At 31.3% G+C, this 20,485-nt stretch carries 22 protein-coding genes and 1 riboswitch; of the genes, 9 read left to right on the forward strand and 13 right to left on the reverse strand.

Features of this window, described 5'->3' with window-relative positions; genetic code table 11:
• Positions 1-47: 47 nt before the first annotated feature.
• On the reverse strand, positions 48-680 hold the full coding sequence (locus LQ675_RS01670; RefSeq protein WP_048542228.1) for a YkyA family protein: 633 nt from the start codon (positions 678-680) through the stop codon (positions 48-50).
• 121 nt (positions 681-801) lie between these two features.
• Between LQ675_RS01670 and def the strand changes: the two genes are divergently transcribed.
• Entirely contained in the window at positions 802-1,356 is a 555-nt protein-coding gene (gene def, locus LQ675_RS01675; RefSeq protein WP_239726755.1) for a peptide deformylase, read from the forward strand.
• A gap of 445 nt (positions 1,357-1,801) precedes the next feature.
• Here the strand turns inward: def and LQ675_RS01680 are convergent, their stop codons facing one another.
• Entirely contained in the window at positions 1,802-2,074 is a 273-nt protein-coding gene (locus tag LQ675_RS01680; RefSeq protein WP_025905179.1) for a hypothetical protein, read from the reverse strand.
• Between the two features lie 12 nt (positions 2,075-2,086).
• A complete protein-coding gene (locus LQ675_RS01685) occupies positions 2,087-2,866 on the reverse strand; it encodes a Cof-type HAD-IIB family hydrolase (RefSeq protein WP_239726752.1) in 780 nt (259 codons plus the stop codon).
• Between the two features lie 236 nt (positions 2,867-3,102).
• Between LQ675_RS01685 and LQ675_RS01690 the strand changes: the two genes are divergently transcribed.
• Positions 3,103-3,315: a DNA-dependent RNA polymerase subunit epsilon gene (locus tag LQ675_RS01690; RefSeq protein WP_048542221.1), complete on the forward strand. Its 213-nt coding sequence runs from the start codon at positions 3,103-3,105 to the stop codon at positions 3,313-3,315.
• Positions 3,316-4,989, forward strand: coding sequence for a ribonuclease J1 (gene rnjA / locus LQ675_RS01695; protein WP_025905182.1), 1,674 nt, complete (start codon positions 3,316-3,318; stop codon positions 4,987-4,989).
• Positions 4,990-5,032: 43 nt separating this feature from the next.
• Here the strand turns inward: rnjA and LQ675_RS01700 are convergent, their stop codons facing one another.
• The 3 genes from LQ675_RS01700 to LQ675_RS01710 are packed head-to-tail and all read right to left on the reverse strand — an operon-like array spanning position 5,033 to position 8,085.
• Positions 5,033-5,695, reverse strand: a complete 663-nt coding sequence (locus LQ675_RS01700) for a potassium channel family protein (RefSeq protein ID WP_025905183.1) — start codon at positions 5,693-5,695, stop codon at positions 5,033-5,035.
• A 27-nt stretch (positions 5,696-5,722) separates the two neighbouring features.
• The gene (locus LQ675_RS01705; protein WP_048542219.1) at positions 5,723-6,739 is read right to left on the reverse strand and encodes a cytochrome d ubiquinol oxidase subunit II; all 1,017 of its coding nucleotides are present in this window, start codon (positions 6,737-6,739) and stop codon (positions 5,723-5,725) included.
• Complete coding sequence (locus LQ675_RS01710; RefSeq protein ID WP_048542217.1) at positions 6,739-8,085, reverse strand: cytochrome ubiquinol oxidase subunit I; 1,347 nt, start codon at positions 8,083-8,085, stop codon at positions 6,739-6,741. Before LQ675_RS01710 ends, LQ675_RS01705 begins: the two co-directional genes overlap by 1 nt.
• Before the next feature lie 185 nt (positions 8,086-8,270).
• Here LQ675_RS01710 and LQ675_RS01715 point away from each other — a divergent pair, with 185 nt between their 5' ends.
• Both LQ675_RS01715 and LQ675_RS01720 read left to right on the forward strand, forming a co-directional pair.
• Complete coding sequence (locus LQ675_RS01715; protein ID WP_048542216.1) at positions 8,271-8,501, forward strand: glutaredoxin family protein; 231 nt, start codon at positions 8,271-8,273, stop codon at positions 8,499-8,501.
• On the forward strand, positions 8,501-9,262 hold the full coding sequence (locus LQ675_RS01720; protein WP_078355656.1) for a metallophosphoesterase: 762 nt from the start codon (positions 8,501-8,503) through the stop codon (positions 9,260-9,262). Before LQ675_RS01715 ends, LQ675_RS01720 begins: the two co-directional genes overlap by 1 nt.
• Positions 9,263-9,341: 79 nt before the next feature.
• Here LQ675_RS01720 and ptsP read toward each other — a convergent pair whose 3' ends face one another.
• The 7 genes from ptsP to auxA form a co-directional block, all read right to left on the reverse strand.
• Positions 9,342-11,054, reverse strand: coding sequence for a phosphoenolpyruvate--protein phosphotransferase (gene ptsP, locus LQ675_RS01725; RefSeq protein WP_239726750.1), 1,713 nt, complete (start codon positions 11,052-11,054; stop codon positions 9,342-9,344).
• Positions 11,054-11,320, reverse strand: a complete 267-nt coding sequence (locus LQ675_RS01730; RefSeq protein WP_016912884.1) for a phosphocarrier protein HPr — start codon at positions 11,318-11,320, stop codon at positions 11,054-11,056. The genes ptsP and LQ675_RS01730 overlap by 1 nt, the downstream gene beginning before the upstream one ends.
• 136 nt (positions 11,321-11,456) lie before the next feature.
• Positions 11,457-12,374, reverse strand: coding sequence for a pseudouridine-5'-phosphate glycosidase (locus LQ675_RS01735; RefSeq protein WP_048542209.1), 918 nt, complete (start codon positions 12,372-12,374; stop codon positions 11,457-11,459).
• A complete protein-coding gene (locus tag LQ675_RS01740) occupies positions 12,374-13,465 on the reverse strand; it encodes a carbohydrate kinase (RefSeq protein WP_048542207.1) in 1,092 nt (363 codons plus the stop codon). Before LQ675_RS01740 ends, LQ675_RS01735 begins: the two co-directional genes overlap by 1 nt.
• Before the next feature lie 153 nt (positions 13,466-13,618).
• Complete coding sequence (locus LQ675_RS01745) at positions 13,619-14,155, reverse strand: hypothetical protein (protein WP_058611473.1); 537 nt, start codon at positions 14,153-14,155, stop codon at positions 13,619-13,621.
• Positions 14,156-14,227: 72 nt separating this feature from the next.
• Positions 14,228-15,400 carry a class I SAM-dependent rRNA methyltransferase gene (locus tag LQ675_RS01750; protein ID WP_239726748.1) on the reverse strand — a complete coding sequence of 391 codons (1,173 nt, stop codon included), beginning with the start codon at positions 15,398-15,400 and terminating at the stop codon, positions 14,228-14,230.
• A gap of 347 nt (positions 15,401-15,747) precedes the next feature.
• Positions 15,748-17,046: a lipoteichoic acid stability factor AuxA gene (auxA, locus tag LQ675_RS01755; protein WP_048542200.1), complete on the reverse strand. Its 1,299-nt coding sequence runs from the start codon at positions 17,044-17,046 to the stop codon at positions 15,748-15,750.
• 147 nt (positions 17,047-17,193) lie between these two features.
• Here auxA and LQ675_RS14950 point away from each other — a divergent pair, with 147 nt between their 5' ends.
• The 4 genes from LQ675_RS14950 (at position 17,194) to LQ675_RS01770 (ending at position 20,465) form a co-directional block, all read left to right on the forward strand.
• Positions 17,194-17,319 (forward strand): hypothetical protein, encoded by a 126-nt coding sequence (locus LQ675_RS14950; protein WP_255201038.1) that lies wholly within the window; start codon positions 17,194-17,196, stop codon positions 17,317-17,319.
• 179 nt (positions 17,320-17,498) lie between these two features.
• A riboswitch (TPP riboswitch) is annotated at positions 17,499-17,603 on the forward strand.
• A gap of 90 nt (positions 17,604-17,693) precedes the next feature.
• Positions 17,694-18,269: an ECF transporter S component gene (locus LQ675_RS01760; RefSeq protein ID WP_048542198.1), complete on the forward strand. Its 576-nt coding sequence runs from the start codon at positions 17,694-17,696 to the stop codon at positions 18,267-18,269.
• Positions 18,270-18,280: 11 nt separating this feature from the next.
• The gene (locus LQ675_RS01765; RefSeq protein ID WP_239726746.1) at positions 18,281-19,684 is read left to right on the forward strand and encodes an ABC transporter ATP-binding protein; all 1,404 of its coding nucleotides are present in this window, start codon (positions 18,281-18,283) and stop codon (positions 19,682-19,684) included.
• Positions 19,674-20,465 carry an energy-coupling factor transporter transmembrane component T family protein gene (locus LQ675_RS01770; protein WP_075577833.1) on the forward strand — a complete coding sequence of 264 codons (792 nt, stop codon included), beginning with the start codon at positions 19,674-19,676 and terminating at the stop codon, positions 20,463-20,465. Before LQ675_RS01765 ends, LQ675_RS01770 begins: the two co-directional genes overlap by 11 nt.
• The last annotated feature ends 20 nt before the right edge of the window (positions 20,466-20,485 follow it).

A 20,485-nucleotide genomic window follows, 5' to 3' on the forward strand; every position in this document is an offset into this window, starting at 1 on the left:
TTTTATGTAACTGTACTAAAACATAATATTAGCTGTACTAATACAAATTATTTATCTAAAATAGCTGAAACATCTTTCTTTTCTTGTTGGACTTTTCTTAAAGTATTTTGATAATCTGTTACAACTTTTTCAGTCTTTTTATTAACTTCTGTCAATTTAGAAGAACGATCATTTGCACCTTTTTGCGTAGCATTGTCTTTTGATAAATAACTAAATAAATCTTTTTCCGTTTTTAATACCTCTTTATATGCATCCATCACTTCGTTATGTAACTTATACTTTTCGTCTAATGCATTCTTTAATTCTTTAGCTTCTTTTAATTGTTCTTCATCTTCTATATTTTTATAGTCCTTTTTAGACGTTTCATAAATATCTTTAGACTTCTTCATTGCTGACGTTTCATCTTTTACGATTTCTTCTCTATCTTTAATGCCGTCAGTTAATTCTTGCGCTTTTGTTTTAAAGTCATCATTTTTAGCTTTATTTAATGCTTCGATTTTTTTAACTTTGTCTTTTTCTGCCTTAGTCATTTTCTCATTTAAATCAACAATAACTTTTTCTTCTTTATTTGCTTTTTCAACTTTGTTATAAAAAGATTCAAGTGATTCTTTAGATTGACCACATGCTGTTAAAATTAATGAAGTCGCTAATGTTAATGTCACAAATTTCTTGCCAATCATTCGTAATTCCTCCTTTTAATCCTATCAATATGTTACTCTGTTTTTTTTATTTATACAATTAATAATAGATGTAAAAATGACCAGTTTTTGATAATATTTTATATGAGGAAGGTGCATGTAAATGATAACGATGGAAAATATTATTCGTGACGGCCACGAAACACTTAGAAAGAGAGCCGAAGAAGTAGAATTACCAGTATCGACTGAAGATAAAGAAATATTAAATGAAATGATGGAATTCCTAAAGAATTCTCAAAATGAAGAACTTGCTAAAAAATACAAATTACGTTCTGGCGTAGGTCTTGCCGCTCCACAAATCAATGTTTCTAAAAAAATGTTAGCAGTATATATTCAAGATGACGGAAAAGGAAACCAAATCGAACTTCAACTTATCAATCCTAAAATCGTAAGCCATAGTGTACAAAAAGCATATTTAAATGGTGGCGAAGGATGCTTAAGTGTAGATGAATCAAAACCAGGACTCGTACATCGTAATTATAAAGTAACGATTCAAGCATATGATATAGAAGGAAATCCATTTAAGAAAAGATTCAAAGGATATCCAGCAATCGTATTGCAACATGAAATCGATCATTTAAATGGCATCATGTTCTATGACTATATTAACGAAGAAGATCCATTCAAACCACTCGATGATGCAGTAGAAATTAATTAAATAAGTATGATGATGCAGTAGAAATTAATTAAATAAGTATGATGATGCAGTAGAAATTAATTAAATAAGTATGATGATAAAAGAGCGAATACCATTCAGTTGGTATTCGCTCTTTTTAATGTCATTATTCTGAATTGTGGTAATTAGAAACTGCTCACTTACGGACATTTCTCGGAATTATGTCCCTAACTGCACCTCTTACGGACACTTCTCGGAATTATGTCCCTAACTGCACCTCTTACGGACACTTCTCAGAATTATGTCCCTAACTGCACCTCTTACGGACATTTCTTGGAATTATGTCCCTAACTGCACCTCTTACGGACACTTCTCAGAATTATGTCCCTAACTTACACACCCGATGATTTCTATTTTATCAATAAAAAACAGTAATCTCAATCTTCCAATTGTAGATTACTGTTCTTCTGTCTCATGAATTTATTCATTACATAAATTCATCTCTTCGTTCGATGAAATGAATGTTTTTTTCTTTTAGTGCTTTTTGAATAGCGGTTAATTCATCCAAACTTAACCATTCTGGATCTTTGTTATGTCGAATGTAATGTGGATCTTGTTTAACGTTATTAATCATTTCATCATAGTTATAGATCATAACAACTTCATTTTTTCGAATATTAAATTCTATTCCTTTAAATTGTTTGTCAGATCTATTTTTTTCTGCATCGATTGTTTTGATGATGCGTTCGACCTTATCCATAAAATTCACATCCTATTCATCTATCAATCCTAATTCTATACATGCATAGTATATACCATTTTCACTTACATGTTTCGTTTCAAAATCACAAACTTCTTTTAGTGCGTCAACGGCATTACCCATTGCTACACCACACCCTACTTCAGTAATCATTTCTACATCATTTGGTCCATCACCGAATGCAACTACTTCGCTTAATGGGAATCCTAATTTATCACTGAGTTCTTTTATGCCTTCTGCTTTAGAACGATCATTTGGCACTACATCTCTACTTAGTGGATGCCATCTATAGAATTTCAACGCATTGAATTGATTATCGTACTTGTCATCTTCATCGTCAGCATGGAAAATAAGTGCTTGATAAACTGGGTAATCAAGATAATATGTATTGTGATATTCTGGATAATCCATCTTTAATGTTCCAAGACTTTCAGAAATGTCGTTATCACTTTCTACATTTGCATACACTGCTGTTTCGCCGAAGAATACTAGTGGATGATTATTCGCGTGTGCTTTGTTTACTATACTGGTAAGTTCCTCTTTATTTAATGGATATTTACTAATAATTTCTCCATTATTTACAACAATTTGTCCGTTTAGCGAAACAAAAGTATCAATACCTGTTTCTCTAATAACTTCTTTAAACATATACGGTGCTCTACCTGTTGCAATTGCGACGATATGGCCAGCTTCTTTTAATTTTTTTATCGCATCAATAGTTGATTCTGGAATTTCTTTGTTTTCATCATAGATTGTACCATCTATATCAAAAAATATTAATTTCTTATTCAACTTTCATCGCCTCCTTGTCTCTATTCTAGTTGATAATCAATATATATGAAAGATTTAGTTAAATATCTTTATTTATCTCTAATTTTCATGTAAAATGAACTTATTAAAAAGGTATTTATATATTTTCATATAATTACTTTTAAAAATGTACGGGAATCAAATTTTGAAATTGACAAACCCTAGACTTAAAAACTAGGGCTTTATTTATGTTAATTAACCTAGGAGGATTTATATATATGGCAGTATTTAAAGTATTTTTTCAAGAAGACAAAAGTGAAGTAATCGTACGTGAAAGTACACAAACAAAATATTTCGAAGGACAAACTGAAGAACAAGTAAGAAGATATTTATCTGACCGTAATTACAATATCGAATTTGTCCAAAAATTAGAGGGCGCTCATTTAGAATATGAAAAGAAATCTGATCACTTTAATGTGGAGACAATCTAAATGAAGCCTTTACAAAAAAATGAAGTAGGCGTATACGCACTGGGTGGTCTCGGTGAAATTGGTAAAAACACGTACGCCCTCGAATATCAAGATGAAATCATTGTCATTGATGCAGGTATTAAATTCCCTGATGACGATCTTCTTGGTATCGATTACGTGATACCAGATTATACGTACTTAATTCAAAATAAACATAAAGTGAAAGCTTTATTTATCACTCATGGACACGAAGACCATATCGGTGGTGTCCCATTTTTATTAAAACAAATGAATGTTCCGATTTATAGTGGACCACTTGCTTTAGGTCTTATTAGAAATAAATTGGAAGAACATAATTTATTGAAGACTGCTCAATTAAATGAAATTGATGAAGATTCAGTATTTGAATTTAAACATTTCAAGATTTCATTTTATTTAACAACTCATAGTATTCCAGAAGCATACGGGATTATTGCAGATACACCAGAAGGTAAAATTGTTCATACAGGTGACTTTAAATTTGATTTCACACCTGTTGGTAAACCTGCAAATATTGCCAAAATGGCTCAACTTGGTGAAGAAGGCGTGTTATGTTTGTTATCAGACTCTACAAATTCCGAAGTTCCTAACTTTACATTAAGTGAAAAGGAAGTTGGACAAAACGTAGATGAGATTTTCCGTAAGTGTTCAGGTAGAATTATTTTTGCAACATTTGCTTCTAATATTTATAGAGTTCAACAAGCTGTTGAAGCAGCCGTTAAATACAATCGTAAAATTGTTGTCTTCGGTCGTTCAATGGAGAACAATATTAAAATTGGTACAGAATTGGGTTATATTAAAGTACCACCTGAAACATTTATTGAACCAAACAAAATTAATACCGTTCCAAAACATGAAATTCTTATTTTATGTACAGGTTCTCAAGGTGAACCAATGGCAGCATTATCAAGAATTGCTAATGGTACACATAGACAAATCAGCATTATTCCAGATGATACAGTTGTATTCAGTTCATCACCTATTCCAGGTAACACGAAGAGTGTAAATAGAACAATCAACGCTTTATACAAAGCTGGTGCTGATGTTATTCACGGTAAATTATCAAACATTCATACTTCAGGTCACGGTTCACAAGATGAACAAAAATTAATGTTACGTTTAATTAAGCCTAAATACTTTATGCCAATTCATGGTGAATATAGAATGCTTAAGAAACATAGTGAAACTGGTGTAAACTGTGGTGTAGATCCAGATAATATATTCGTATATGAAATTGGTGATGTGCTCGCACTTACTAAAGATTCTGCAAGATATGCTGGCCGTATTCCATCAGGAAATGTATTTGTTGATGGTAGCGGAATTGGAGATATCGGTAATGTCGTAATTAAAGACCGTAAAGTCCTTTCAGAAGAAGGTCTTGTAATAGTTGTTGTAAGTATAGATTTCAAAACGAAACAACTACTCTCAGGTCCAGACATCATCTCTAGAGGATTTGTATATATGAGAGAATCAGGTCATTTAATTTACGATGCACAACGATTAATCAAAAAAGCTGTTATTGAAAAGCTAAACAATAATGATAAAGTAGAATGGCATCACGTTAAATCTACAATTACTGAAGCTTTACAACCTTATTTATACGAAAAAACAGCTCGTAAACCAATGATTTTACCAATTATCATGAAAATTAAATAAAACATAAAAACACCCGTAATTTCTAAAAATTACGGGTGTTTTTTTACTCATTTACAAGTTTCTTCTCAAATCTATTTAAATCATTGTCATGACCTATCACGATTAATATATCATGAAATTCAATATTTTCATTTGGATCTGGTGCTACGATGATATCTTTACCTCTTTTAACAGCAATGATATTTATACCGTAATTTGCACGTACATCCAATTCTAATATAGAACTACCAGCAAGTCTTTCCCCTGCTTTAATTTCTACAATTGAATACTCATCAGAGAGTTCTAAGTAGTCTAGTACAGATGCGCTAGCAACATTATGTGCGATACGACGACCCATATCTCTTTCTGGATGGACAACAGTATCCGCACCTATTTTATTGAGAATTTTAGCGTGATAATCGTTTTGAGCTTTAGCGGTAACTTTTTTAACACCTAATTCTTTAAGAATTAAGGTTGTTAATGTACTCGCTTGTATATTCTCACCTATTGCAACAATTACATGATCGAAATTACGTATACCTAAACTTTTCATGACCGCTTCATCTGTTGTATCTGCAATCACCGCATGTGTGGCGATATCACTGAACTCATTCACTCTTGCTTCATCTGCATCAATGGCCATTACATCCATATCTAAAGCATTGAGCTCTCTTACAATACTTCCGCCAAATCGGCCTAAACCTATAACTACATACTCCCTACTCATGATATGCCTCCATACTTTTTAATAATCTTATTTTTTACCTTTAACGTAATCAGCATCAAAGATAAATAATCTTAATAATAATATAAGCGATGGCACGAGTAAAAGTAAACCTAAAATAAATACGATTACAAGCATTAATGCCATTTGATCGTTCACAACTGCTTTATCAATATTAATAAACGGATCTAATATATATGGTAATTTACTTACACCATATCCAAAGAACGCTGTACCGAATTGTAATAATATCATAATAAAAGCAACACCATGTGCTTTTTTAAAGTATATTAATCCAACAGCAATGAGAAAGAATATAATACTTAAACCGAATAACCACCAATAACTGCCGACTGCATTATTAAAATGCGTTTCATTATGTTGTCTTAAAGATAAAAAAACGAACTGACAAATGATGATCATTGGAATTGCCCATATAAGGAACCACTGTCTCAATAAATGATATGCTTCAGAATCTTTAGCTTTGTTTGCATAAAATGTTAAAAATCCTGATGAAATATATAACACAGAAATAATTGCTAAAAATACGACTGCCCATGCATATGGACTTAATAATAAATCAACCCATTGTAGGTGAACACCATCACTTGTTTCTTTTATATAGCCACCTTCAGCAATTGTTAAAATTGTTGATAATGATGCTGGAATCAATAAACCTGTTCCACCATATAAGAATAACCACGATAACTTACTATCTTGTCCATAGTTTTCAAATGCATAAAAACTACCACGAATGGTCAGTAGAATTAATGCAATACTTCCAGGTATTAATAATGTTGACCCGAAATAATAAGCAGAATCTGGAAAGAATCCAACTATTCCTACAAAAAAGAATACGAAGAATACGTTTGTTACTTCCCAAACAGGGTTTAAATATCTAGAAATTAAGTTATTGATAATATGATCCTGTTTCGTTAATTTCGCGTGAAATGCGAAGAATCCTGCACCAAAGTCAATCGCACCAATAATAATGTAACCAAACAGAAAGAGCCAAAGCACTGTAATACCTATATGTTGATAATCCATTATACTTCACCCTTTCTGTCTATTATTTTGTTTACATCATCAGTCGCTTTACTGTGACTAAACATTCTAATAAGTACATAACTTGATGAAATACCAAGAACTAAATAAAGTATTGCAAATGCAATGAATACGAGTGCTAGTCCGTCAGCATTTGTTGCAGCTTGTGCAACTTTTAAGTAACCTCTTAATATCCAAGGTTGTCTACCCATCTCGGCTAAGAACCAACCAAATTCAATTGCAAGCATTGCAAGTGGTCCGGTTAATACTGCTAAATATAAGATTGGTTTACTATATTGTGACCATTTTTTCACCCATTTTAATACAATAAATAAAGCTGAAACGACAAAACAATAAACACCAAAGAATACCATCAAATCAAAGAAATAGTGAATGATAAGTGGTGGTGTTTCATCACTCTTAAATTCGTTTAATCCTTTAACTTCAGTATTAAAATTACTATCAGATAAGAAACTTAAAGCGCCAGGTATTTTAATAGCACCTTTTACTTCTTGTTTATCTTCATCTACTACCCCAAATAATACAAGGTCTGCTTTTGATTCACTTTCAAAATGCCATTCCATAGCTGCTAATTTTTCAGGTTGTTCTTGATGTAAGAACTTAGCTGATAAATCTCCTGCTAACATCGCAAGTAAACTCGCAATTAAACCGACTGTCATCGTAAGTTTGAGTGCTTTTTTATGATATTCTTTATCGTCTATAAATTTATTCTTAATTAAACGATATGCTGCTATACTTGCTAAAATAAATGCAGCTGTCATAAACGCAGTCGATACAACGTGAAATGATCTAATACCGAATGATGCATTAAACATCGCTGCAACTGGATCAATATTCATCAATTTTCCATTGATAAAATCGAATCCATTTGGCGTATTCATGAAAGAATTCACAGATGTTATAAAGAACGCTGAAAATGTACCACCAATAATGACTGGTAACGTAATTAAAAAGTGCGTCCATTTACCTTTGAATCTATCCCACGTATATAAATAAATACTTAAGAAAATAGCCTCAAAGAAAAAGGCGAATGTTTCCATAAATAATGGTAGTGCAATAACTTGACCACCTAATTGCATAAATGATGGCCACAATAATGATAATTGTAGACCAATAATTGTTCCCGTAACTACTCCGACCGCTACAGTAATCGTATAACCTTTAGACCAACGTTTTGCCATCGCAATATACATAGGATTATTGTTCTTAATACCTATGAATTCAGCAATTGCAAACATTAATGGGATACCCACACCAATTGTTGCAAAAATGATATGGAACCCCAATGTCATAGCAGTTAGTAAACGACTTATAACTACTGCATCCATAATATTCCTCCATTCAACGTTTGTGATATACATCACAATTTAATCTTATTATACAACACTTTAATCATTTGTGAAATGTTTAACATTTACAAAGTAATGACAAATTAATGGCAAAATAGGACTTAATCGTTGAACGCTTTAAAAAATCATTTATAATATGTCTATATAAAGTTGAGGTGAAAGCTATGAGTGAAGTTACAATTTATACTCAAGACCAATGTCCCCCTTGCCAATTTGTAAAACAATATTTTACTGAAAAAGAAATTCCATTTACAGAAAAAAATATAAAAAACAAACAGTTTAAAAATGAACTTATCGATCTAGACAGTTTTTCAACACCTACTGTTCTCATTAATGGAAAAGTTTTTTATCAAGTTGATATAGAATCTTTTAATAAAGCATTGGGCATTCATTAATGAAGATTCAATTTCCAAGTTCTAAAATTAAAATCACCAAACATTCTATTGATACAAACCTAAAATCAAATCTGAAACTTATTCATATAACAGATTTGCATTTAGGTTATTATTCTAATTTAGAAAATTTATATCAACTTGTACGTCTTATCAATAAGCAAGAAGCAGATATTGTTTGTTTCACAGGTGATTGTTTTGATGATATTGCTCAAATTTCTTTTGACCCTTATCTAGTTATACCTTTATTTCGTACAGTTCAATCAAAATATGGAAAGTTTTTTGTTCCAGGCAACCATGATTACGGTTCAAACGGCATTCATACAGTATTAGATATCATGAATAAATCCGGTTTTGAAGTCTTGTTAAACAGTTCTTACGTCGTAAACACACCTGACGGTAATATTCAGATTAATGGCATTGACGATTTATGTTTTGGTCTGCCTAATTTTAGCAGTTCATTCCAAGTACCAAATTGTCATATAAACTTTCGAATCGGACTCGTACATGAACCAGATAAAGTTAAATTATTAGATCCAAACATCCATTTAGTACTTTCTGGACATACTCATGGTGGTCAAGTTCGACTTCCTAAGATTGGCGCTATTTATACACCAACTTATGGAAAAGTATATAAACAAGGTTTGTATCAAATTAGAACTAGACAATTTCTTTACGTTAATCAAGGTATAGGCATGACAAGACTTCCTATTAGAATTTTTTGCTCACCTGAAATTGCGATATTCACCTTGAAATCTCATTAATGTCTGAAAGAAAGCATAACATATAAAAACAGAGCGATTATCACTTAAAGTTAAGAGATAATCGCTCTGTTTTTTAATTTTAAAGAATTTGATTAACGAGTTCTACAACTTCTTCTTCTGTTGCACAGTTAATTGCTTTGTTCGCTAATTCTTTCATTTCTTTTTGATCTAATTGTTTGATTTGTTTTCTAGCTTTTAGAATACTTGTCGCACTCATAGAGAATTCATCTAAACCTAATCCAAGTAATAATGGAATTGCTGTATTGTCTCCAGCCATTTCTCCACACATACCAGTCCATTTACCTTCTTTATGAGAAGCTTCAATTACTTGCTTAACTAAGCGAAGAATTGCAGGGTTATATGGTTGGTATAAGTAAGAAACACGCTCAGACATACGGTCAGCAGCCATTGTATATTGGATTAAATCATTCGTACCAATACTGAAGAAATCAACTTCTTTAGCAAAGATGTCTGCAAGTGCTGCAGTAGATGGAATTTCTACCATAATACCGATTTCGATATCATCCGCAACGTTAACACCTTCAGAAACTAATTTTTCTTTTTCCTCAAGTAAGATTGCTTTAGCATCTCTAAATTCTTTAATAGTTGCAATCATAGGGAACATGATATTTAACTTACCAAATTCAGATGCGCGTAATAAAGCTCTTAATTGTGTTCTAAAGATTTCAGTTTGATCTAAACATAAACGAATTGCTCTATATCCTAAGAATGGGTTCATTTCTTTAGGTAAGTTTAGATAAGATAATTCTTTATCTCCACCTATGTCTAAAGTACGAACGACAACACGTTTGCCGTCCATTTCTTTTAAAACTTTGCTATATGCTTCAAATTGTTCTTCTTCTGAAGGCATATTGTCTCTACCCATGTATAAGAATTCAGTACGGTATAAACCGATACCTTCTGCGCCGTTATTTTTAACACCTTCTAAGTCATTAGGTGTACCAATATTCGCAGCTAATTCGACATGAACACCATCTTTAGAAACAGATTCATCATTAACAAGTTTAGCTAATTCTTCTTTTTCAGCTAAGAAGTTTTTCTGTTTTTGTTCGTATGCTTGAACTTCGTCATCTGTTGGGTTAATGATTACATCACCAGATAAACCATCAATGATTAAACTATCACCATGGTTTACGCGATCTGTAATATCTTTAGTACCTACAACAGCAGGAATTTCCAATGAACGACTCATTATTGCTGAGTGTGAAGTTCTTCCACCGATATTTGTCGCAAAACCTTTAACAAACTCTTTGTTAAGTTGCGCAGTATCAGATGGTGTTAAATCTTCACCTACAATAATAACGCTTTCATTGATCATACTAGGGTTTGGTAATTCTACACCTAAAATATGTGCCAAAATACGTTTAGAAACATCGCGAATATCCGCTGCACGTTCTTTCATATATTCATTATCCATATTTTCAAAAATTGTAATGAAGTTTGTTGATACTTCATTTAATGCAGTAGGTGCATTTACTTTGTTATTGCGAATATTTTCTTCAATTGGATTTAATAATTCTGGATCTTCTAATACTAATAAATGGGCATCAAAAATCGCAGCTTTATCTGCACCAAGTTGTTTTTCAGCATTATTACGAATTTGAGTTAATTCAACTTTTGATTGATTAACAGCCGCTTTAAACTTTTCAACTTCGCCGTCTACATCGCTGATATTTTCGCTTGAAAACGATAAGTCAGGTTCAACTAATAAATATGCTTTACTAATAGCCACACCATCAGATGCAGCTATACCTTTTAATATTTCAGACATTATTTAGTTAATCCTTCTTTAGATAATACTTCAGTAATTGCTTCGATAGCTTCTTTCTCATCACTACCCTCAGCGTAGATAGTAATTTCAGCATCTTTACCAACACCTAGGCTCATTACACCCATGATTGATTTTAAGTTAACTTTTTTAGCGTTATATTCTAATTGTACATCTGAATCAAATTTAGATGCAGTTTGAACTAACATTGTTGCTGGTCTAGCATGAATACCCGTTTCGTCAATAATTACGTATGAATTTTGTTCCATTTTTATTGTCTCCTTCTGATACCTATATTAAATTTGTATAAAATCAAATTTTATCTATACGATTAAAGAATATCAAAAAATCACTTACAATTCAATCATATTACATAAGTATGCAATTATTTGAGCTGATTATTCTTTAATTTTGAAGGTTCGTATATTCAACTGCTATTTGTGTACCAATTTTAGCGTTATGCTCAACAAGTTTAATATTTGTTTCTAATGATTTACCTTCAGATTGCTTAACGATTTCACCTAATAGGAATGGTGTAGAATCTTTACCATGAATACCTTCTTCTTCAGCTTTAGCAACTGCTTTGTCAATAATACCATTGATGAAACTTGGTTCTAGTTGATCCTCTTCTGGAACTGGGTTAGCTACAACAATACCTGTTTCTAAACCTAAATCCCATTGCACTTCTGCTAGTTTCGCAATTGTACTTACTTCATCAATTCTTGTATTTAATTTAAGACCACTTTCTCTTGTAAAGAATGCTGGCAGTTCATCAGTTTGATATCCAACTACAGGTACTCCTTTTGTTTCTAAATATTCTAATGTTTTGTCTAAGTCTAGAATTGATTTAGCACCAGCACAAATGACAGCTACTTTCGTTTTAGAAAGTTCATCTAAGTCTGCAGAAATATCCATTGTATGCTCAGCACCTTTATGAACACCACCGATACCACCAGTAACAAAGAATTTAATGTCTGCTAATTGCGCACAAATCATTGTTGAAGCCACTGTTGTTGCACCAATTTTCTTAGTTGCTAATATTTCAGCGATATCTCTTCTAGAAACTTTTGATACATTTTCTGCACTTGCTAATAATTCTAATTCATCTTCGCTCAATCCAATTTTAATCTTTCCATCAATAATTGCGATTGTTGCTGGTACCCCACCATTATCTCTTACAATTTGTTCTACTTTTTGTGCCATTTCTACGTTTTGAGGATAAGGCATACCATGTGAAATAATTGTAGATTCTAAAGCAACAATTGCTTTACCTTCCTCTTTTGCTTTTTCTACTTCTTCTGAAAATTGAATATAGTTTTCCATTATAAAGCCTCCATGTCCTTAATTAATTGTTTTTTATCTAAATCTTGTCTCACTGTATAAGCTGTTTGAATTGTTTTAGATGCATTTGCTTTTGCCAAATCAATAATTTTGTCGATTTCAAATGATTTCAACCATCCATAAATTAAACCTGACGTAAAAGCATCACCAGCACCTGTTACATCAACGACATTATCTACTTTTTTAACTTCAAATTGACGTTGTCCTTCATCACCATCATAAATAATTTTATCTTTACCTGATGTCACAACTAAGTTCTTCACACCAAGTGATCTAATTTCACCAATGTATTGAATTAATTCCGCTTCTGTTTGTGCATCTTTACCTACGAAAGATTCAACTTCATCTTTATTTAATATGAGCCAATCAACCGCATGTAAGTTATGAGGTAGACGATTCATTTTAGGTCCAGATACTGCAATCAAGACTAATTTAATCTTTTTCTTCTCAGCGTATGAACATAAAAACTCTATCGTCTCTTTAGGACAGTTTAAATCTGCAATAATACATTTAGATTTATTAAGTAAGTATGTGTTCTTAATCATAAACTCCGGCGTAATTTTGTCATATACTGACATATCTGCAAATCCCATCGTCATACTGCCATGTTGATCTAACAATGCTGTATAACTTCCCGTTGATTCGCTAGAGATTTTCTCTACATAATCCACATTCATAAATGGTGATGATAAATCTGAAATATGTTGCCACTCTGCATCATTACCTGAAGTTGTTAATAACAGAACATCTTCACCGATACGTCCTAAATTCTCAGCAACATTTCTAGCAACACCACCAATAGAAGTTTCAGAGGTAACTGGATTTGAAGTACCTTTTACTAATTCGTCTGTAATATGAAATTTCCTATCTATGTTAGCCCCACCAATACAAACAATTGGATTTTGTTCATTTAATACATATGCTTTCCCTTGAACATATTCTTTCTTAACTAAACCTGAAATAATATTTGCAACTGCAGGTCTAGACAAACCAACTTTATCTGATAACTCTTGTTGGGATATAAAAGGATTTTCTTTTATTAAGTTAAGAATTAATTTTTCGTTTTCATTCATTGAATTCACCTCGCAAACATTTGTTTATTTTTCAAACTTTAGTTTACATTTTTAATTATAAAGCGTTTTCAGAATAATTGCAAATATAACATAAAAAAATTACACAAAAAGAAGCTAAGACATTACAAAATGCCTTAGCTTCGTATCAAAATTTTATTCACCTATAAAGTCTTGAATGACTGTTTCACATTTTTTAATGTGATCTTCGCCCATTTTTTTCATTAAATAATAACTAATTGAGCCAGCAACTGCTTGTCCAACTAATGGCACCCATCTTGATTGTTTTGCCGCTTCTCTTTTTACGACTGATCTAAAAATAACTTTTACCATTGCATTCGTTACTTTTTGACCTATAAACTGGCTACCTCTCATTGCAGCTGATGTTAAAACTTTTTGTTTTAGATCATCTTGCATTTTATTTACTTGCTTATGACTTAATCCATAAATTTTATTAATATCTTCAATGATATCGCCCATTAATTTAATATCCATACCAACACCAAGTCCTGGGATTGGTACTACATTTGCAGCTGAAGACATTAATGACTTCTTATGAATAAGTTCTTTAGCTTTTTTTCTACGTTCTAACAATTCTTCTTGTGAAATTGGTAATTCAGAACGCTTCTTTATTTCTTGTATACCAAATGCTTTATTGCCTGCTTTTGTCGTAATTTTATCGAAAATTCCCATTGTTTCCATTCTCCTCACAGTTCGATTATATTCAATCATTATTATAATAATATATACCCGAACTAGGAAATTTTAACCATTTATTTGTACGAATACGACTTTCAAGTATTTACTTGGTTTATAGTGAGGATGACTCTTGAAGTCTTTTGGTAATCCCATTACATCAGAGATTGTATAATCAACACCTAATTGATCTAATGTTTGATTTATCATTTTTTTGAATGCTTTTTGTGGGAAAGCACTTGAATTTGTACTTAACACTAAGTTACCATTCTCGTTTAATAATTCTAATGCACCTTCAATTAATTCAGGATAGTTTTTCTGAACACTAAAAGTCTTTTTCTTATTACGTGCGAAACTTGGTGGATCAATAACGACAACGTCATAACTTAAACCATGTCTTAAAGCATATTTGAAATAATCAAATACATCCATAATAAATATGTGGTTCTGATTAAGATCCATTGTATTTAAACCAAAGTTTGCTTCAGTTAATGGTCTAGCTCTATTAGCTAAATCCACACTTGTAGTTGATCGAGCATTTTCACTTGCTGCAACTGAAAATGCACCAGTATAACTAAATAGATTTAATATATCTTTATCTTGACTATAGTGATCTCTTAACTTTTTTCTAACATCTTTTTGATCTAAGAAAATACCTGTCATAGGTCCATCATCAAGATTAATATTATAGAACATATGGTTTTCTTCAATGACATACGGAAATTCTGGTGCTTCACCCGTTACGAAGTCTGACGCTGTTTCCATGCCTTTAAATCTTCTTTTTTCAAAAATTGATTTATAATCAAAGACTTCTTTAATTGCAGGTAATATTCTATCTTTCAATCGATATATGCCTACTGAGTACCATTGAACTAATAAATGACCGTCATAATGATCAATTGTCAGTCCACCAATTCCATCACCTTCAGCATTAAATAATCTATATGCATTGATACCATCTACATTTTCATAATATGCTCTATCATTTTTTGCTTCATCATATAACTTTACAAAAAAGTTATGATCAATCTTTTCAGTTGAGTCTAATGATAATACCCAGCCTATACCTTTATTTTGTTCACCATAATATGCAGTTGCAATAAATCTTTTACCCGCATCAACAAGTGCGACTAATTCACCTTCATCCATATTAGGCATATCAAAAACGTCGTCTTTTTCAACTAGAGGATATCCTCTTAAATATTTATCTTCTTTTCCTTTTTTGAGCATTAATTGTTTCATTATATATTAGCCATCCTTTCGAAATGTCTCACATATTATAACGTATATTATTGAAAACACCAAAAAACAGAGTATTCCCCTTTAGAATACTCTGTTAACCGAATTTTATTAATCAAAATTTCCCCCAGAAAGTTTTGATCCCCTTATATGTAAACGCTTACTAAAGTTAGTATAAAGGATAAGATTATTCCACGCAATACATTTTTTGAATAAATTCATTAAAATAGTTTACTTATTACATATTTAAACTTTTAAATACAGCAATTGCTCGCGTAAATTATAAAATAAAAGACACTTTATTAAGCGCATATTGCTCAATAAAGTATCTAACTATCTTGTGTATGATATTAAAATGATTTTTTCAAGTGAATGATAAATGCAGGTGTCACAAATAATAATAGTAAAAATGAAATTGGTGTGATAAACACGGAAAATTGTGAAGTTTGAATTGCTGATACAAAGAATGTCGTTGCAATTTCAAAGAATAATGCTGAAATGACAAACAACTTACCAAAATTATTTTTATTCTTATAATTTGTCGTGTAATTGAAGTATGCATATAAGATAATCAATAACATCAAAATAAATAATGTTAACCATTCAAAAACGTATTGAATTTGAGATAATTTCCATTCACCTGATAAGAATAAACCATTACGGTTATTAAACTCTATAAATGTAAATAAGAATAAAACTACAGTACTTATCCATTCTATATAACTTTTCTTTAACCATTTCGGTCTTCTCATCCATCTTGGAATATCGTCTTCTTCGATTTTAATAATCTCTTTCCATTTTTCATTACGTCGTTTTCTTTTAGCGATTGCCTCTTCAGAATTGAATTTTTCTAAAGTAGCCTGTTTGAAATTCTGTAATTTTTGGTAAAAACCTTCTGCTAAAGTATATATTTTTCTTGTTAAGCGATTATTTTTAACTCTTGAATATCTTTCTTCATGAAATTGTTCAATGTCTTCATCACTTACTGGTAATGATCTTCTTAAATATAAACTAATCCATACTGACATTTGACTCAGACACCATAACAGTATGAAGAATAAGTTTACACTCATAACGTCTATAGGTTTTACATTTTGAGTATCGATATTATGGTTCATTGCAAATTGTGAAATGAAATAACATAATCCATATGAAATAATAATCCATAAATAATGTTTCTTCCGATGCATTGGATTCAGTTCATTTTTATAAACGACATATCCCACATGAATTGCAAATGGAATAATAAATAAGAAAGATGCAAAACTATATACTTGGAACATGGTCATCATAATAACAATCATTAAAATAATTGTGAGTCCGATATAAAATATAGAAATATCATAATCGTAATGCGTCGTTCTTCTTAAAGTACGTCCTACTAATAATACAAACACACCAAATAGCAATACTATAATTGCTGCGATAACTGGAAAGTTACCGATATAATGGTGTAATATTCTTACTAATTCATCAAAAAAAGCTACAAAAAAGTCCCAAATATTATTGATATGGATATTACTTGAATCCTTGATATTATAATCTTTAATACGTGGTGCATTAAAAAGTATAAGTAATCCAGTAATCAAAATAAATATACCTATAATTCGACTAAAATGAACTTCCCAGCTTTTTTTCTTTATAGCCATGTTCTTCACCTCATTGAACATTATAATTGTTTCATTTTCAATTGTCTTTAATTATATTGAAAATCAGTCCCAAGTACTAGCAAGAAGTTTAAAACTTATATGTAGTTGGGTATATAATAATATCATAAATTTTAAAGGAGTGTTATTATGACTCATAATGATAAGCATAAAGAAGAAGCAGAAAAAGCTAAGAAAAAAGAACAAGAAAATAAGCAAGACAACAACAAAGGTCAAGATGAAACAAAAGAAAATATACAAGACACATTCGAATAAATAAATTTCATTATCGTGCCTAGTCGGGAGCGAAATCACAATTTGCGATTTCGCTCCCGATTTTATTTTGAATTTATTTTAATGACTTACAAATCATTTATTTAAGAAATTAATTTTATTTTTATGATTTACTATTGACAAAAAGATTAATAAGACTTATCGTATGGATAACAAATTAATAAATGCACTAGGGGTGTTTTGAAACTGAGACAGACATGAAAAGGTCTGAACCCTTTGTACCTGATCTAGATGATACTAGCGTAGGAAAGTGTTCGTAAATCATATAATATTCATTTTTAAATGATAACAATATTTTTGTGCGCTTCTATTTAGATATAGGAGTGCACATTTTTTATATAAAAGGAGAATTTAACATGTCAAAAAGATTAACGTTATCAGATATTTTAGTAACTGTATTAATTGGTGCTTTGTTTGCAATCATTTATAAGTTCTTATGGATACCTTATGAAATTTTAAAACCACTTGGTCTACACTTAGAACAATCTGTATATGGTGTATGGTTTATTGCAGCAATTGTCACTTATTTAATTATTCAAAAGCCTGGTGTTGCCATTCTTGCTGAATTTGCTGCTGGCGCTGGAGAAACAATTGTAATGGGGCAATTCGATATTCCAACATTTATATATGCATTATTACAAGGTTTAGCTTGTGAAATCATCTTCCTAGCTGTTCGATATCAATCAAGAAAATTATCAGTTGCAGTAATAGCTGGAATGGCTGCAGGTATTATTACGTTACCAATTGATTGGTTCTATAATTACTTAGGTGACGTTGCTTTATGGAATGTTATTTTAATGTTTACGATTAGAATTTTAAGTGGTGCAATCGTTGCGGGTGCATTAGGCTATGCAATTGTAAAAGCACTTGACCAAACTGGTGTTACGAAATTGTTCAGACCAGCATCTAAAAAAGATTATGACTTATTATAGGAGTTATTCAATTGTTATCACTAAAAAATTTAAGACTAAAGTATCCTGATGATGAACGCATTATATTTAAAAATTTAAACATCAATATTAACGATAAAGAAAAAGTTCTGTTACTAGGTCCAAGTGGATCTGGTAAAAGTACATTATTAAATATATTAAGCGGTATTATACCGAGATCGATGGACATACCGATGAAAGTAGATTCAATCAATATCGATTCACTTCCGGGTGTTATTTTCCAAGATCCAGATACGCAGTTTTGTATGCCTGAGATTAAAGAAGAATTAGCATTTGTGCTTGAGAATATGAACATCGAACCTGATAAAATGGACGGATTTATAAAAAATGTCATGAAACAGGTAAATTTAAATGCTGACCCTTCACTAAAAATCAATCGTTTAAGTGGTGGTATGAAACAAAAATTAGCGATTGCTTCTATATTATTACAAGATACAAATACGTTATTTCTTGATGAACCGACAGCAATGCTTGATCATCAATCAACGACTCAACTATGGGATTTGATTATGGATCATTGGACAAATCAAACCGTTGTAATCGTGGAACATAAAGTTGATTATATTTGGAATTATGTTGATAGAGTCATCGTGATGAATGAAAATGGTGAAATCACACATGATAGTACACCTCAAGATATATTAGATCATCATACAGACATATTAAATGAATACGGTGTATGGCATCCTAACTCATGGCGATATGCCCCAAAATTAACTAAACAGACTACTGAGCACAATCCGTTGTTAAATATAGAGCAGTTAGATGTACTACGTGGCTCCAAAAAACTATTTAGTATAGATGAATTAACGATTTCAAGTGGCGAATGGCTTACAATAACTGGACCAAATGGAACAGGTAAGACAACATTTTTAGAAACGATGATGCAGCTCATTAAATATAATGGTCAAATACTTTATAAGAATAAACACATCAAAAAAGTAAAAGATGCTTCTAAACATATGTATTTCGTTTATCAAAATCCAGAATTACAATTCATCGAAACATCTGTTTATCATGAAATATTTATCAATTATGCTTATCAAGATAAACAGACAGCTCATGACAAGACTCAAGACATGTTGACGTTATTAAAACTTAATCATGTGAAAGACCAACACCCTTTTGAATTATCAATAGGACAGAAAAAAAGATTAAGTGTCGCAACTGCATTAAGTACAAATTCTGAAATTATTTTACTGGATGAGCCAACATTCGGTTTAGACAGTCACAACACCTTTGAACTCATCAAATTATTTCATGAGCGTGTACAAAATGGTCAAACTATCTTAATGATTACACATGAAAATGAGATCATTAATCGTTATGCTACTAGAAGATTGACGATCAAAGACGAGCAATTACATGTAAGCGGTGGTGAATCTCATGTTAACTAATTGGAAGAAATACTCTACATTTATTGATGAAGTCAATATTCTAACGAAACTTATATTAGGTATCGCTCTATTTTTCTATGCGATATTTATTCATCAATTTGATTTCATGCTCTATTTAACGATTATTATGTTCCTTTATTTAATCATCATGAGCGGTGTGAGATGGTTACCACTATTAATCGTCATTGTAATCACTTTATTTTTCGGACTCACTTCTTCCTTATTTATGATTTTTTATGGTGAAGGAAGCGAAACAATTTTCAAGTTTGGCATTATTCATATTACTGAAGAAAGCTTTTTAAGAGGTATTCACGTAACCATGCGTACACTTGTTATTTCTTTTTACGGCATGGTTATACCATTTACTTCACAAATCATTTATGTGTTTTATAGTTTCATGCAACATTTAAAAGTCAAACCTAAAATTGCATATGCTTTCATGGCTTCTATACGCATGATACCTCTTATGTTTAGCTCTTTTATGCAGTTAAGACAAGCTTTAAAGATGCGTTATGCAGTTATAGATAAAAGTAACCGCAAAGCCTTAAAATGGATACACCATTTGCTCATTCCAACGTTAAGTCAAAGTATAAGAAAATCTCATAGGTTAGCTGTTGCAATGGAAGCAAAAGGATTCACAAACGGCAAAAGAACTTTCTATTATAAGGTACCTTTCACTAAAAATGATTTATATTTCATTTTAATGACGATTGCACTCGTTGCTGTTGCATATTTATTAAATATTTATTTACCTATAACACACATTTCAGATATTCGATAACATTGCGTTATATTTGACCA

This window comes from Mammaliicoccus sp. D-M19 (assembly GCF_022386695.1).
Taxonomy (GTDB): domain Bacteria; phylum Bacillota; class Bacilli; order Staphylococcales; family Staphylococcaceae; genus Mammaliicoccus; species Mammaliicoccus sciuri.

Coding starts and splice junctions, on each gene's coding strand:
- LQ675_RS01705 (WP_048542219.1), bottom strand. CDS start 6,739: ATGGATTATCAACATATAGGTATTACAGTGCTTTGGCTCTTTCTGTTT.
- LQ675_RS01750 (WP_239726748.1), bottom strand. CDS start 15,400: ATGAAACAATTAATGCTCAAAAAAGGAAAAGAAGATAAATATTTAAGA.
- LQ675_RS01670 (WP_048542228.1), bottom strand. CDS start 680: ATGATTGGCAAGAAATTTGTGACATTAACATTAGCGACTTCATTAATT.
- LQ675_RS01745 (WP_058611473.1), bottom strand. CDS start 14,155: ATGGGAATTTTCGATAAAATTACGACAAAAGCAGGCAATAAAGCATTT.
- rnjA (WP_025905182.1), top strand. CDS start 3,316: ATGAAGCCTTTACAAAAAAATGAAGTAGGCGTATACGCACTGGGTGGT.
- LQ675_RS01730 (WP_016912884.1), bottom strand. CDS start 11,320: ATGGAACAAAATTCATACGTAATTATTGACGAAACGGGTATTCATGCT.
- auxA (WP_048542200.1), bottom strand. CDS start 17,046: ATGGCTATAAAGAAAAAAAGCTGGGAAGTTCATTTTAGTCGAATTATA.
- LQ675_RS01710 (WP_048542217.1), bottom strand. CDS start 8,085: ATGGATGCAGTAGTTATAAGTCGTTTACTAACTGCTATGACATTGGGG.
- LQ675_RS01735 (WP_048542209.1), bottom strand. CDS start 12,374: ATGGAAAACTATATTCAATTTTCAGAAGAAGTAGAAAAAGCAAAAGAG.
- LQ675_RS01690 (WP_048542221.1), top strand. CDS start 3,103: ATGGCAGTATTTAAAGTATTTTTTCAAGAAGACAAAAGTGAAGTAATC.
- LQ675_RS01700 (WP_025905183.1), bottom strand. CDS start 5,695: ATGAGTAGGGAGTATGTAGTTATAGGTTTAGGCCGATTTGGCGGAAGT.
- LQ675_RS01770 (WP_075577833.1), top strand. CDS start 19,674: ATGTTAACTAATTGGAAGAAATACTCTACATTTATTGATGAAGTCAAT.
- LQ675_RS01720 (WP_078355656.1), top strand. CDS start 8,501: ATGAAGATTCAATTTCCAAGTTCTAAAATTAAAATCACCAAACATTCT.
- def (WP_239726755.1), top strand. CDS start 802: ATGATAACGATGGAAAATATTATTCGTGACGGCCACGAAACACTTAGA.
- LQ675_RS01740 (WP_048542207.1), bottom strand. CDS start 13,465: ATGAATGAAAACGAAAAATTAATTCTTAACTTAATAAAAGAAAATCCT.
- LQ675_RS01760 (WP_048542198.1), top strand. CDS start 17,694: ATGTCAAAAAGATTAACGTTATCAGATATTTTAGTAACTGTATTAATT.
- LQ675_RS01715 (WP_048542216.1), top strand. CDS start 8,271: ATGAGTGAAGTTACAATTTATACTCAAGACCAATGTCCCCCTTGCCAA.
- ptsP (WP_239726750.1), bottom strand. CDS start 11,054: ATGTCTGAAATATTAAAAGGTATAGCTGCATCTGATGGTGTGGCTATT.
- LQ675_RS01680 (WP_025905179.1), bottom strand. CDS start 2,074: ATGGATAAGGTCGAACGCATCATCAAAACAATCGATGCAGAAAAAAAT.
- LQ675_RS14950 (WP_255201038.1), top strand. CDS start 17,194: ATGACTCATAATGATAAGCATAAAGAAGAAGCAGAAAAAGCTAAGAAA.